At 54.6% G+C, this 13,061-nt stretch carries 13 protein-coding genes; 2 read left to right on the top strand and 11 right to left on the bottom strand.

Translation table 11 applies throughout. From position 1 onward, the window contains the following. Window position 1 precedes the first annotated feature (1 nt). The 6 genes from ABWV33_RS15775 to ABWV33_RS15750 all read right to left on the bottom strand — a co-directional run bounded on the left by ABWV33_RS15775 (window position 2) and on the right by ABWV33_RS15750 (window position 5,763). Window positions 2-1,003, bottom strand: a complete 1,002-nt coding sequence (locus tag ABWV33_RS15775) for an imelysin family protein (RefSeq protein ID WP_353332123.1) — start codon at window positions 1,001-1,003, stop codon at window positions 2-4. Then, the gene (locus ABWV33_RS15770; protein WP_353332121.1) at window positions 1,004-2,542 is read right to left on the bottom strand and encodes a di-heme oxidoreductase family protein; all 1,539 of its coding nucleotides are present in this window, start codon (window positions 2,540-2,542) and stop codon (window positions 1,004-1,006) included. Next, window positions 2,502-2,987, bottom strand: a complete 486-nt coding sequence (bfr, locus tag ABWV33_RS15765; RefSeq protein ID WP_113823580.1) for a bacterioferritin — start codon at window positions 2,985-2,987, stop codon at window positions 2,502-2,504. The genes ABWV33_RS15770 and bfr overlap by 41 nt, the downstream gene beginning before the upstream one ends. Beyond that, window positions 2,935-3,228: a (2Fe-2S)-binding protein gene (locus tag ABWV33_RS15760; protein ID WP_113823579.1), complete on the bottom strand. Its 294-nt coding sequence runs from the start codon at window positions 3,226-3,228 to the stop codon at window positions 2,935-2,937. Before ABWV33_RS15760 ends, bfr begins: the two co-directional genes overlap by 53 nt. A gap of 195 nt (window positions 3,229-3,423) precedes the next feature. Further along, window positions 3,424-4,434 carry a porin gene (locus tag ABWV33_RS15755; RefSeq protein ID WP_113823578.1) on the bottom strand — a complete coding sequence of 337 codons (1,011 nt, stop codon included), beginning with the start codon at window positions 4,432-4,434 and terminating at the stop codon, window positions 3,424-3,426. Between the two features lie 66 nt (window positions 4,435-4,500). Beyond that, on the bottom strand, window positions 4,501-5,763 hold the full coding sequence (locus ABWV33_RS15750; protein WP_121996299.1) for an imelysin family protein: 1,263 nt from the start codon (window positions 5,761-5,763) through the stop codon (window positions 4,501-4,503). Between the two features lie 288 nt (window positions 5,764-6,051). Here ABWV33_RS15750 and ABWV33_RS15745 point away from each other — a divergent pair, with 288 nt between their 5' ends. Next, complete coding sequence (locus ABWV33_RS15745; RefSeq protein WP_353332117.1) at window positions 6,052-7,473, top strand: mannose-1-phosphate guanylyltransferase/mannose-6-phosphate isomerase; 1,422 nt, start codon at window positions 6,052-6,054, stop codon at window positions 7,471-7,473. A gap of 382 nt (window positions 7,474-7,855) precedes the next feature. Here the strand turns inward: ABWV33_RS15745 and ABWV33_RS15740 are convergent, their stop codons facing one another. Further along, window positions 7,856-8,305 (bottom strand): c-type cytochrome, encoded by a 450-nt coding sequence (locus tag ABWV33_RS15740; RefSeq protein WP_162930551.1) that lies wholly within the window; start codon window positions 8,303-8,305, stop codon window positions 7,856-7,858. Window positions 8,306-8,508: 203 nt separating this feature from the next. Between ABWV33_RS15740 and ABWV33_RS15735 the strand changes: the two genes are divergently transcribed. Further along, window positions 8,509-9,678 (top strand): cation:proton antiporter, encoded by a 1,170-nt coding sequence (locus tag ABWV33_RS15735; protein ID WP_353332115.1) that lies wholly within the window; start codon window positions 8,509-8,511, stop codon window positions 9,676-9,678. Between the two features lie 64 nt (window positions 9,679-9,742). On the opposite strand, the gene fliP is transcribed toward ABWV33_RS15735, so the two are convergent. Genes fliP through fliF form a run of 4 tightly spaced genes read right to left on the bottom strand, consistent with a single transcriptional unit; the run spans window position 9,743 to window position 12,966 of the window. Next, window positions 9,743-10,483, bottom strand: coding sequence for a flagellar type III secretion system pore protein FliP (gene fliP, locus ABWV33_RS15730; protein ID WP_353332113.1), 741 nt, complete (start codon window positions 10,481-10,483; stop codon window positions 9,743-9,745). Beyond that, on the bottom strand, window positions 10,480-10,767 hold the full coding sequence (locus ABWV33_RS15725) for a FliM/FliN family flagellar motor switch protein (protein WP_121996294.1): 288 nt from the start codon (window positions 10,765-10,767) through the stop codon (window positions 10,480-10,482). Before ABWV33_RS15725 ends, fliP begins: the two co-directional genes overlap by 4 nt. Then, window positions 10,760-11,359 carry a FliH/SctL family protein gene (locus ABWV33_RS15720; protein ID WP_113823571.1) on the bottom strand — a complete coding sequence of 200 codons (600 nt, stop codon included), beginning with the start codon at window positions 11,357-11,359 and terminating at the stop codon, window positions 10,760-10,762. The genes ABWV33_RS15725 and ABWV33_RS15720 overlap by 8 nt, the downstream gene beginning before the upstream one ends. Next, window positions 11,359-12,966 (bottom strand): flagellar basal-body MS-ring/collar protein FliF, encoded by a 1,608-nt coding sequence (gene fliF / locus ABWV33_RS15715; RefSeq protein WP_353332110.1) that lies wholly within the window; start codon window positions 12,964-12,966, stop codon window positions 11,359-11,361. Before fliF ends, ABWV33_RS15720 begins: the two co-directional genes overlap by 1 nt. Window positions 12,967-13,061: the final 95 nt, after the last annotated feature.

Genomic DNA, 13,061 nt, shown 5'->3' with positions numbered 1-13,061 from the left:
CTCAATCGCCATCCAAGGAATTGAAGCCGCCTGAAACCCCCAACAGAGGCCCAAGATATCCTGTCGAAACGGCGCGAATATCATTAACCGTCCGTTGCAACACCTCAACCCGGAACCGGCCACTGGGGTCTGACACCCTGGCAAAGCGCGGGTCATCCAACCCTTTGGCTTCGGTCAGGGCGGTGGCAAAGCTGTGTCCCAACCGCGCCTCGATCTCTGGATCAGTATTCGCCAATTGCATCGCAAGACGCTCCAACGCTTCCAACGATAGGGTCACATTGCGCAGCGACCGGTCTGATCGCCAAGCTTCGGCGCGCTTTGGTCGCGGTGCATCATACGTCCCCAATGGACGCCCCAACCGCATATCTGCGGTGATCTGCAACCCTGTGTTCAACGCCTTGAAAAACTCCTGCGCCACCTCAGCCTCGGATTGGTACACACCGCCCTCAGTTGGGTTGCGCATCAGCTCTGCATACCGTGTGTGCCAATCTGCGGCCAACTCTTGCGCCGTCACCGAAATGTCGGCAGCCACGGCCTGCGTCAGGGCGCAATGATATTCCGAATTGCCCGCTGTGCTGATCGTTGCATCATACAACAAAAATTCCATCGCATAGAGCCCGCGCGCCGCGATAGAGACTGTTGCAAAGCTCTCAGCGGTGTCAACAACTGGGTCTTGGGACGCTATCAAACCATTCAACGCGCGCGGGGTTTTGCCCCGGCTGTCTGGCCAGAACGCAAGCGCAAAGCCACGGTTTTCTACCTCTGTCGGACCAAAGCGAAAGTGACTAACAGCCGTCCAGGCATCCAATGTTTCACCAAAGGCTGCGCGCAACGGTTCGGACTCGGCCCGGCAGTCAGTTTGCGCCGCAGCATCCAACGCCTGACCGCTAATCGCGAGTTGGTCAAATCCCGGCAACACGATGTCATCCAGAATGGTGTCCGCAAGATCCGCATGTGCGACCGAGGTGGTCAGCGCCAAAACCAAAGCTGAAATTCGCAACATTCAAAGACTCTCCAAAAATCGAAAAAGGGCCGTACGGTCCGCATTTGACATATTCACCACAGCGTCCCGTTGATCCGCCGCCTCGCCGCCATGCCACAATACCGCCTCGAGCAACGAACGGGCGCGACCATCATGTAGGAATTGCGTATGACCACTGACTTGTTCAGTCAGCCCGATACCCCACAGCGGTGGCGTGCGCCATTCCCGACCCGTTGCGCGGGCTTCAGGGCGATTATCCGCCAACCCCTCGCCCATATCGTGCAACAGCATATCGCTATAGGGCCAAATCAGCTGAAAACTCTGTTCAAGCTGATCCACCAAACGATGGGTGACAAACTTAGGCGTGTGACAGCTGATACATCCCGTTTGGTAAAAGATCTGCTTGCCCTGCAAGACTTCTGGGTCCTCAACATCGCGGCGTGCCGGAACCGCGAGATTGCGGCTGTAAAATGTCACCAACTGCATCCCCACCGCATCCACTTCTTGGCCGCGCGAATCGCCGTCACCGTGTGGGGCGGCTTGACAGTCCTCCTGCGCCTCGGTGCAGTCCCCCCATGCCAAGGGATACAGCGGGGTCGAAATCCCGATGTCGCCGTTGAACGCCGCCGAAGATTGATCATTCACCGTGGGCGATCCGGCTTTTAGGCCAAACCGGCCCAACATCGGTTTGTCAAACTCACGAGACCAGACAATATTTGCCCGCCCTGATATGCCATCCCCATCCTCATCATTTGGGTCCGCGCCTTTCAGAATGTCAGCCGCAGGAATGGCCTCCAGCAATCCAAGACCAATCATCTGCGGTGCGACGCGAGGGCTTAGCATTGCGTCGGCTTGCATCGGGCCATAGCCCAGATCCAGCGCGCGATACGTGGGTTGCCGCAGCGATACGGTTTCCCCATCACCAAGCGTTACGGCGATCTCTTCGTATTGGATATCCAATCGGTATTCTGCCGCATGACCGGGCAGCGAGAAATCCTGAAGCTGCCCGCCATACGTAGGCTCTGTCTGCGTCGCCAGATAGTCTTTGATCTCGGTAATTGCCTCCCCGCCGGGCACAGACACACGTAGGAACATAGAGACCGAACTATCATCCGGGCCATTTGGCGGATGACCCCGCCCATCTTTGATGTGGCACCTCTGGCAGGATCGCGCATTGTATAGCGGTCCCAACCCATCCGACGCCAGAGTCGACGAAGGCGAAGACACCCAAAGCTTTTTGAACAACCCGTTGCCCAGCTTGAAATCCAGCTCGCGCTCGAACTCCATGTTGCCCGAGGGTTGCGAAAACGCATCTGCATTTGACCGCACGCGTACTGTTGCAGCCCCGGCTGGTTTTTCCTCAAACACTTCGGCTTGGGTGAAATCAACGGCCGGCGCCGTGACATTACGGATCCGCGCGATTTCTGCTTGGGTTCTCGGTAAGGTATCAAGATGCGGGTCACTCAGATCCCCCGCAAGAGCGGTGGTCGCTGTGCTTACAGCAACCACCCAAGCCAGTTTATTCGGCTTCGTCCATTTTGACCGCATTGAGATGCGCATAGTTTTCAGGTCCAACCCGATCATGTAGTTCCAGCTGCGTTTCAAGAAAATCGATGTGACCCTCTTCGTCCGCAATCAGTGTTTCAAACAGTTTCATCGTGACGTAATCGCCAACTGTGCTGCAATGTTCCCGCGCTTCAATATAGAGCGCGCGCGCATCTTGCTCTGCGGCCAAATCACATTCCAGCGTTTCCTTGGGTGTCTGCCCAATTCTCAGTGAATCCAATTTCTGCAGGTTAGGGTGGCCCTCAAGGAAAATGATCCGTTCGATCAATTTGTCCGCATGTTCCATTTCCTCAATGGATTCTTCGCGGCTTTTCTTGGCCATATGAATCAGGCCCCAATCCTCCTGCAACCGGTAATGCAACCAATACTGGCTGACCGCAGTCAGCTCATGGCGCAGCGACTTGTTGAGGTATTCGATTACCTTGGGATCGCCCTTCATGTCTTCTCTCCTGTGTTGCTCCGACTCGCAAAGAGCGGAGGTGCATTGGGACTTCGAGACTATCACTCGCGCGCATCGTGTCTAGAAACAGCGGCATGCATCCGCCACAATCAGCCGACTTGCCCAGCGCGTGATAGATTTTTCCAGGTGTGATGATCGTTTCCGGATCTGACGCGCGCATCCAATCGATGGCGGCGCGGATCTCGTGATCCGTGATATTTGTGCAATGGCAAACGATCATCTGGGCGTATCCTGGAGTTCGTCACATATTCCTGACTATATTGATCGGATATTTAGCAGGTTTGGTTGCAGAGTCCAGCTTGGATTTATCTTTTCCAATAAAAACTGTCGGATTTAAAAAGGGCCGCAAAACTGCGGCCCAAGTCCAAGACGCGTCGATCAAGAAAAGACGCAACCAAGGGAAGTCTGACTGGGTTTAGCTACCCAGCGCGATTTCAAAGTTCACACCCAGAACCTGATCTGTAACAGCACCTTCTTTGACCTGTGCCAATGCAGCACCGATCAAATAGCGCTCGCCAAATTCATATTCCGCACCGATCGACAGGACCTCTGTCTTTTCACGATTGGTAATATCCCGCAGCGCATAGGTGCCCGACAATGTGACCTCACCAATTGCGTAGGCCGCATTCAAGGTCGCATAGGTTGCCTTGTCTGCTGTGCCTTCAAAGCCTTCAAACTGTGCAAATTCAGCAAAGGCATCCAACGGCAGATTGGCAAAGGAATGCTGCACACTGGCCACAACGCCGGTCTCATCTTTGACGTCGCCAATACCGGCGCTCAGACGCCGCACACCCAGACGGACTTCGGTATCATTAAACCCTTTGACCCAGGTGACGCTGCCGTTGTTCAGCTTGCCAGTGTTTCCGGCCCCACCTGCGGCTGTCGTGTTTTGCGGACGGCGGAAACCAACGGATTTGCTCAGTGCGGTATCATCGGCAAAGAACAGACCGAAATGCAACGCGCCCGCATCGCCCAGTTCTACTTCGGCCAAACCACCTAGCTGTTCAGTCAGCTCATAGTCTTCGGCCAGATCCGAAGCAAAATAGCCCGCTGTCGCATCCCAAGCGATACCAAAGACCGGCGAAACCTTACCAACAGCAAAAGTGGCGTGCTGTGTTGAAATGGTGAATCCCAACTCTTTGACGTACAAACCCCAGTCGGTGAAATGCTTGTCCGCAGGTGTGGCGTCGTTCAGGTTTTCACCAGTCAAAGCCCCAAAAACACCAAAAGTCTCATTGAACTGATAGGCGGCACTCAAGTCCAAAGTAGCGCCCGTTGCGCCGAACTCTTTTGTCGGGTCATCCGACTTGAATGTGTTGTCGTGGGTGAATTCCAGGGATCCTTCCCATGTGAATTCCTGTGCTTGCGCGGCGGTCGCAACAAATGGCGCAGCGCATACCAGCGCCGCGATCAGCTTCGTGTTCATTTTTCTACTTTCTTAGAGGAAACGTTTGGCTGACCGAGGTACTGGCTGAACGTTATAACATAACGCTTACTGGAATACGGCGCTTGGGTTGTCAAGGGAATCTGACCCTTCAAACTCAACGCTATCCAATTTCAAAGAGGCGACGATCCGTTGGATGGTGCGCGTCTGATCCGTCAGGCCATTCACACCGCCCATGATCAACTGCTCGCCACCGGCATTTCCACGTTCCAACATCTGGTCATAGGCAAATCCAGCTTCGGCTGCGGTTTTGATCCGCGCCAGCGCCATCATGGTGGTCGACAGCTTGGTTTTCATTTCCGTGTCCAACCCGCTGTCGGTGTCCACGACCAAATCAGACAATGACGCACCTGACACTAGTTCACCGGTCACGCGGACGTATTGACCCAGGTAAACGTTCTGCACACCCAGACCATCAAAGTAGTGGCTGTTGTGTGTGTTGTCGGAAAAACAATCATGCTCTTCTTCGGGGTCGTTCAGCATCAGGCCAAGACGCATGCGCTCACCTGCTTGCTCGCCATAAGACAGGCTGCCCATGCCTGTCAGCATTGCCACGATACCGGCGTTTTCGTCCTGCATCACGCTCTGACGCGCTTCGCCGCCTGTGGCCCATTGTTCGCTCATCCAAGCCAGATCGTTCACCAACAAGTCAGTTGACGCCTTCAAATACTCACCTCGGCGATCACAGTTGCCGTTGGTGCAATTCTCACCCGCAGCATAGTCTGTCCACGACCGGTTGCCCGCGCCTGCATTGGTCCCATTCAGATCCTGACCCCAAAGCAGGAATTCAATCGCGTGATAGCCAGTCGCAACGTTTGACTCGACACCCTCTGCCTCGTGCAATGTGTCAGACAACAGCGCCGGTGTGATATCGGACGCATCCACCGCTTTACCGGACAGTTCAAAGTTGGGGGTCGCCACAACATTCAAAACCGCATTCGCGTTTTCATCAGTTGCGCCGCCATAGCTGGCGTCGACATAATCGATCAAACCTTCGTCCAATGGCCAGGCATTCACTTTGCCTTCCCAGTCATCCACGATCGCATTGCCAAACCGGAACACTTCGGTTTGCTGATACGGAACACGCGCAGCAAGCCATGCAGCTTTGGCGGCTTGCAACGTTTCGGCAGACGGCGTCGCGATCAGAGCATCAACAGCGGCTTGCAATGTTTTGGCAGTGCTCAGGCTGTCTTCGTACCCGGCCTGCGCGATATTGGCATATGTTTCCAGAACAGCGGCCTTGTCGTTAGCCAAAGCTGGAACAGCAAAGGAAAGCGTCAGCGCCGTGGCCGCGAGTAATCTGCATGTCATTTCGTTTTGTCCTCAATATCAAGTTCAAAAATCTAGCAGCCAGTGTGCGGCTCAGATCAGGATTGCGCCTTACCTGATTAAAATGATCAGGCTTGTCAATCCTGAGTTAAACTATCGCCTTTACTTTTTTCCAACCGTGAACCCCCTCAAAATGGCCCCCTTGCCTTTAGTTTACGGTTCGGGTCGTGCACTATGGGAAAGAAAACCAATTCAAGCCGATACGACACTTGATGAGCCATCACTTTGAACGCACCATCCCGTCATTGGCGTAAAGGGAACAGGACCCAAATGATTCATCCCATTCTTCTATGTGGCGGCTCGGGCACCCGGTTGTGGCCCTTGTCGAGAAAAAGCTACCCCAAGCAGTTTGTCCCTCTGGTTGGGACGGACACCTTGTTTCAAGCCTCGGCCAAGCGACTGTCCGGCCCAGATTACGCCGCCCCTATGGTGCTCACGAATTCCGCATTCAGGTTCATCGTGACCGAACAACTGGCCGAGATTGGGATCGATCCCGGCCCAGTTTTGATTGAACCTTCGGGGCGCAATACAGCGCCTGCAATTCTGGCAGCAGCCCTTTGGCTGGCAAAATCCGATCCAGACGCGCTGATGCTGGTGGCCCCGTCGGATCACGTTGTTCCTGACAGCGCAGCCTTTCGTGACGCTGTAAACGCTGGCCTCAAAGAAGCCAAAGAGGGCCAGTTGGTTACATTTGGCATTACACCAACGCGACACGAAACCGGGTACGGGTACCTCGAGCTAACTGCGGCACCTGAAAGCTGCGCAAACACGTCAATTGCACTAAAGCGATTTGTCGAAAAACCGGATGCCGAGACAGTTGAACAGATGGTCGCCTCAGATCACTTTTTGTGGAACGCTGGGATCTTTCTGTTTTCTGCGCGCGCCTTACTCGAAGCCGTCACTGCTTTTGCACCGCAATTGATCGACCCTGTTGAACGCGCAGTGACAGAGGCAAAACCTGATCTCGGATTTCTACGACTAGATCCAGAAGCTTGGGATCAAGTTGATGATATTTCAATCGACTATGCTGTCATGGAACACGCAACAAACCTGACGGTTGTACCGTTTTCCGCGGGCTGGTCTGACTTAGGGGATTGGGATTCTGTCTTGCGCGAATCCAACCCCGACGAAAGAGGCGTGGCTATTTCCGGGCCAGCCACTGCCATTGATTGCGACAACACACTCCTTCGGTCCGAGGATGACTCTCTCGAGGTTGTCGGGATCGGGTTAGAGAATATCGTTGCCGTTGCCATGCCCGATGCGGTTCTGATCGCAGACAAATCCCGCTCACAAGACGTCAAACAAGCTGTAAACGCCTTGAAAGCCAAACAGGCCAAACAAGCCGAGTCCTTTCCAAAAGATCACCGTCCTTGGGGGTGGTTCGAAAGCCTCGTAGTCGGAGAGCGATTTCAGGTCAAACGCATCATGGTACATCCGGGGGCCGCGCTTAGTCTGCAAAGCCACCACCACCGGTCCGAACATTGGATCGTCGTCAAAGGCACAGCCAAAGTGACAGTCGATGACGAGGTTAGACTGATCAGCGAAAATCAATCCGTATACATTCCGCTTGGGGCCGTACACCGCATGGAAAACCCCGGCAAAGTGCCGATGGTTCTGATCGAAGTTCAAACCGGTGCCTACCTGGGCGAAGATGACATCATCCGATACGAGGACATGTATTCGCGCGGATAAAGATGACGGCGGGTGCTCTCGGGCGCCCGCTTAGCCATTCTGATAGGCCCAAACGTACGTTTGCCCCTCATTTTCGTACAAAGTAGAACTATAAAGGTGTGTGCCTTTCTCGGTTCCTATCCGTTAAGCTAAACACCTGGGGCTTTCACTCTGCCAACTTTCAGGGCTGTACCGCGTTCCAAAACGCCCCCTCTTTCCAATCTCTAAAATCGAAACCGGAGCCTTCCGAAAGGGTAGGAAAAATAAGGAAGATACCCCCGACGGAGCCATTAACTTATGACCGCGCAACAGGCGTCACCTGACTTTTCCCACTCACAAATTTGCGTCGCTAATTACCGATAGATGCAAACATGCGTTGCTTCTGATAACGCAACCCATCACATCAATCCTGCAATGTTTCCAGGTATTGCGCCAACGTGATTAACGCCGAGGGTGTCGGAATCTCCCGACCATCGGCTGCCGTCCAAATGACTTGTGGACTGTCCAACACAGGGCCAAACTCTGGCATCAAAGCATCCAGATCTTTGCCACGATATCCGTAGATTTCTATCATCACTTGCTCGGTCGGAAACACGCCACCATTCGCCTCGGCCAACAGCCTCAGATTAGCGGGCGCAATCGGCAGGTCACCAGCATTCGGTCCGTCTCCTGCCCCTGTACGCCCATGACAAACCTGACAGTTCTCCCGATACAGCGTCGCCCCTGATTGAGGGGCCTGAACCGAACACGCCGTCAACCCAATCATCGCAGCAAGAGTAAGACTTAGAAAGTTCAACACTTTCAAAATGCTAAAGACCTTGGCTTGCCCATCTGCGCCCATCTCGAAATACACTCACCCACCTCCAATTTCATGATGTTGAGTGTATCGCTCTATCCCGGCAGGGTCATCGGGGCCTTTGAATTAATTCAGGGACTGTTATGTGGTACCCACAATAGTCACAGGCACCTGCTTCAAACTGGCAAACTCCATAATGCACCCCTTTTGCCTATGATAAAGATCACAACAGTTTCTTATTCCAAAGGAATACCCTGACCTTGGATCTTGCCGGTTTCCTTATCACGCTCGGCGTTCTGTTTCTGGCCGGATTGGCCGCTGACGAATTTGGGCGCGTCACTCGCTTTCCGCGGGTGACTTTGCTTCTTCTTCTTGGTTTGGCTGCGGGAAATGCAGGGCTTGGATTGATCCCAGAAGGGGTCGCAGCCTGGTTTGATGCGCTCTCAATCATCGCGCTGACAATGGTGTCCTTCCTGCTGGGTGGATCAATTTCACACGGGAACCTCATGCGCCACGGGCGCGCGATTCTCGCGATCTCTTTGGCGATCGTGGCCTTTACGATCCTGTTGGTAACGGCCGGCCTGACGGCTGTTGGTATGGATCCGGGGTTGGCGCTGTTGCTGGGTGCCGTTGCCACCGCAACCGCCCCAGCCGCGATGACCGATGTGATCCGGCAGTCCGGCGTCGAAAACGGATTCACCGATACACTCAAAGCCATCGTAGCCATCGACGACGCGTGGGGATTGATCGTTTTCAGCGTCGCACTTGTTCTTGCTGGCCACAGCGACGGATGGATGGGCGTTCTGTCCGGGACGTTTCACGAATTGGGGGGGGCCGTCGCCCTCGGCATCGGGATTGGCATCCCGGCGGCTTTTCTCACCGGGCGTCTCAAACCCGGCGAACCCATGCAGGCCGAAGCTATCGGCATTGTGTTTCTGACGGCGGGCATCGCGCTCTGGTCCGAGGTTTCATTTCTCATCGCTGGCATGACCGCAGGCGCCATAATCGCCAATTTCGCACGCCATCATGACCGCGCTTTCCACGAAATCGAACACATCCAATGGCCTTTCATGATCTTGTTCTTCTTGCTGGCTGGCGCATCGCTCGAATTTGACGCGCTCAGAATGCTGGGACTGACCGGCGCAATGTTCGTGGTCTTGCGCATTCTTGGACGTCTTGCAGGTGGCATTGTTGGGGCCCGTCTTGGCGGGACACCATGCAAGGAGGTGCTTTGGTATGGTCCCGCACTGCTGCCCCAAGCCGGGGTGGCCGTTGGCATGGCGCTGGTCGCTGGCGAGCGGTTTCCGCAATGGGAGACGGCGATCATGGCCTATACCATCACCAGCACCGTCATATTTGAAATCCTGGGGCCTCCGGTCACGCTCCTCGCGATACGCCGCGTGTCCCGAAAGCCATCAGATCATCCATGAAAAGCGCCGTGTCTGAAACGCCGAATATCCTGCTCTGATCAGCGAACCCGTTGAGGTTTATAAGTTACGAGGCATAGCTGCGCACAAGCGCGCTCGCGATCAGCGACCAGCCATCCGCCACCACAAAGAACGCCAACTTGAACGGCAGCGAGACCGTCGCCGGAGGCACCATCATCATCCCCATCGACATCAACACCGCAGCCACAACAAGGTCGATAACCAGAAACGGTAAAAAAACCAGAAACCCGATCTGAAAGGCTCGCGAAACCTCCGACAGCATAAAGGATGGCATCAAGATAGACAGGTTCGCATCCGGGCCTAGATCCTGAACCTCAGTCCCGGGCCGCAAAGCCGCCATCGCTTGAAACGTGTCGGGATCTATCCGCGCGGCCATAAAGGCCTTAAATGGTTGAACCGCCCGGACCATGGCCGGTTCAACGGCCATGGTTTCATCCATCATTGGTCGAATACCCTGTTCCCACGCATCCATGAACACTGGCTCCATCACAAAATAGGTCAGGAACATCGCCAGACTGACGATCAACATGTTTGGCGGTGATTGCTGCAACCCGATGCCTTGCCGCAGGATCGAAAGAACCGTCACCAGAAACGGAAAACACGTGATCATGATCGCAAGACCCGGTGCTATCGACAGCACCGTGATCAACAAAATCAGCTGGATGGAGCGGGCGGAAATGGACCCCCCCTCTCCCAATGACAAGGAGAGCTCCTGTGCCGAAGCGGCACCAGTCCAGACCAGCGTCACCAAACAACAGCTGAACAGACAGAGTAGTGTCCGTTTCATCCCAGTCCGTTCTGCAAATCCGAAATTTCAGTGAGCCGGACCGCCAGTTGCCCGGCTTGATCGCCACTCATTTCTTCCAGCTGCCCACGCGCAACCAGTTGGTCCCCAACATAGAGCTCAACCGGATCTTCGACGCGCTTGTCCAACGGCAGAACGGCGTTTTCACCCAGACCAACCAATTCGCGGATCAAAGGCCGTGCGCGGCCCACCGAAACGGTGATTTCGATTGGAACCGAGGTAAACGGAGAGGCCGCGCCTGTTTGTGAATTTGATGCATTATCCATGTTTTGAATCCTCTTTGGCCTGATAAACAAAGGCGCTCATTGCTGTGGAAATTGTCTCTAACAGCTCGGAACAATTGACTTCTCGTTCTGCAGTTCCGACCCGCAGGCTGGCTTGCCCCGGTGGCAAAGTTGCCTCTTCCACCAGTTGTATGGGGAAAGAAAAATCGCGATCAAGAACAGGCTTAAGTGCCCGGCTCACGCCTTTGGGGACAATCAGAAGGGCCGGTTGGGCCACCTGTTCGGTCGCCATTTCGGTCAGTTGTTCAACAATATGCTGGCCAAAGCCCTGTGCCATCGTGTCCGGCAATACCTGCTGCACCAGGGAATCAAACATTGGCTCCAACGATGTAGCCATCTGTGACAGAGCTTCGTTATAGGTAAACGAAAGATCCTCCAGATTGTTGGACAAGGCGGCCACCAATTGGGCTTGGGATTCCCCCTGCGCAGAAACCGCATCATCCCAACCAGCTGAATACCCCTGTTCGAAGGAGGCCAGCCTTTCATCTTCCAACAGCTCCTGGCTGATCAATTGCATCCTGCCAGCCGTGGTCATGCTTACTTCAAAATCTTCCAATAAGTGGGCAATAGACATCAGACCTTCTCCTCACCTTCTTCGAGCCAGCTGCGTAGAATTTCGACTGTTTCTTCCTGACGCTCCCCGATCATCGATCGCAAGCGGTCAACCGCATCATCGGTTCCGCCCCTATTCGGAAGCGTCCCGGGCGCACCATCCAGTGACAGAGGAACTGGCGTGGGAAACCCTCCGGTGCCGTCTTGAATTTCACCTGTCAGATATGATGTGGAGCTATCAGTTGCTGGGGCGAACTCAGGCAACGCACCCACAGCAGGTGCTGGCAGTTGCGCTGCGTTGGACAGGATGGGGCGGATCACAAAAAGCCCCAAAACCATAGTCACAACAGCAAGTGTCGCCATTTGGATCAAGTTCATAACGTCCAGATGGATGTTTTGTAGAAACGACGACCCAACCAAGGTCCCTTGAGGCGCCAGCGATGGCAGCTCCATAGATTTAAGCGTGATAACATCGCCCCGCTCTGCATTGAAGCCAACCGCTGATGACACCAGATCCCGGAGTGCTTCCAATTCGGCGTCTGGCCGCGGTTCAAAGGTTGCAGTTCCGGTATCATCAACGACCTGTGATCCGTTCACCAAAACCGCCACGGAAAGCCGCTTGACCGCGCCGGGAACGCGCAAAATTTCCAGCTCCGTTTCCGACACTTCGTAATTCACACGCTCACGGGTTTCGCTTGTGTTGGTGTTCGATTCGTCCCCCGCAGCCCCATCGCCATCAGGCAAGTTCGAGGCCACCGTGACGTCCGCAGACTGGCTTTTCGACGCATCAGAGCGTTCTTCGACGTCTGTACTGATGGCCACACGTCCATTGGGATCAAAACGGCGCTCGCGGATGGATTCGGTTTCGGTCACAGTATCGACGCTGATCTCGACAACCGCGTTGCCTTGACCCACGCGGGCCTCGACCAACCGCAACACACGTTCTCGCATATTCTGGGCGCGGTCATCGGCGGTGCTGGCCGCAGCGGTTGTTTCAGGCGACCCAATCACCGTGCCGTTGGTATCAATCACCGCTACATTATCCGCTGAAAGCCCCGTAATCGCCGACGCAACCAGAAAGCGAATCGCATTCGCCTGCGACGGCGTGATTTGCCCCCCTGACGGGACCACGGCAACAGAGGCTGTTGGCTCGACCGTTTTTTGAAACGGATTTGCTGTGCTGTTTGCAATGTGGACCCTAGCTTGCGTGACATGTCGGCTGCCAACAATTGTTCGCGCCAGCTCACCCTCTTTTGCGCGCCAATACGCGGCATCAAACATTTGCGACGTAGTTGAAAACCCGCTGAGGGAATCAAGTAATTCATAGCCCTGCCCACCATTGGCAGGCAGCCCTTCACTTGCCAATGTCATACGAAGCTCGTCGCGCTGACCACCGGGAACATAAATGGAACCGCCTCGCACTTCATAAGGAACGCCACGCTGTTCCAGCGAGCGGACAACATCGCCAGCCGCCCCATTCTCCAAACCCGCATAAAGCAAGGTCATCGACGGCGACGTTGCTATTCTCGACAACACACCAACGCTTAGAACCAACGCAAAAAATGAAGCAATAACAATTGCTTGATTGCGTTTTCCTAGATTCGTCCAGATCGTTCTAATCTGCTGCACATCTACCTCCGATTCACCGACATTCTGCTCGGCTCATCTCTGGTTTTGAGCGATCTGGCTTAATAATTAGTTAGTCCCTGCGGTGTTAGGAATGA

Source organism: Phaeobacter sp. NW0010-22, assembly GCF_040365955.1.
In the GTDB taxonomy this organism is placed as follows: Bacteria; Pseudomonadota; Alphaproteobacteria; order Rhodobacterales; family Rhodobacteraceae; genus OMPR01.
Note: the sequence above shows the minus strand (reverse complement) of the source record. Positions and strands in the feature narration are given on the sequence as shown.

Excerpts from the sequence above, each read along its gene's own strand:
- ABWV33_RS15775 (WP_353332123.1), bottom strand. The coding sequence starts at position 1,003 with ATGTTGCGAATTTCAGCTTTGGTTTTGGCGCTGACCACCTCGGTCGCA.
- ABWV33_RS15770 (WP_353332121.1), bottom strand. The coding sequence starts at position 2,542 with ATGCGCATCTCAATGCGGTCAAAATGGACGAAGCCGAATAAACTGGCT.
- bfr (WP_113823580.1), bottom strand. The coding sequence starts at position 2,987 with ATGAAGGGCGATCCCAAGGTAATCGAATACCTCAACAAGTCGCTGCGC.
- ABWV33_RS15760 (WP_113823579.1), bottom strand. The coding sequence starts at position 3,228 with ATGATCGTTTGCCATTGCACAAATATCACGGATCACGAGATCCGCGCC.
- ABWV33_RS15755 (WP_113823578.1), bottom strand. The coding sequence starts at position 4,434 with ATGAACACGAAGCTGATCGCGGCGCTGGTATGCGCTGCGCCATTTGTT.
- ABWV33_RS15750 (WP_121996299.1), bottom strand. The coding sequence starts at position 5,763 with ATGACATGCAGATTACTCGCGGCCACGGCGCTGACGCTTTCCTTTGCT.
- ABWV33_RS15745 (WP_353332117.1), top strand. The coding sequence starts at position 6,052 with ATGATTCATCCCATTCTTCTATGTGGCGGCTCGGGCACCCGGTTGTGG.
- fliP (WP_353332113.1), bottom strand. The coding sequence starts at position 10,483 with ATGAAACGGACACTACTCTGTCTGTTCAGCTGTTGTTTGGTGACGCTG.
- ABWV33_RS15725 (WP_121996294.1), bottom strand. The coding sequence starts at position 10,767 with ATGGATAATGCATCAAATTCACAAACAGGCGCGGCCTCTCCGTTTACC.
- ABWV33_RS15720 (WP_113823571.1), bottom strand. The coding sequence starts at position 11,359 with ATGTCTATTGCCCACTTATTGGAAGATTTTGAAGTAAGCATGACCACG.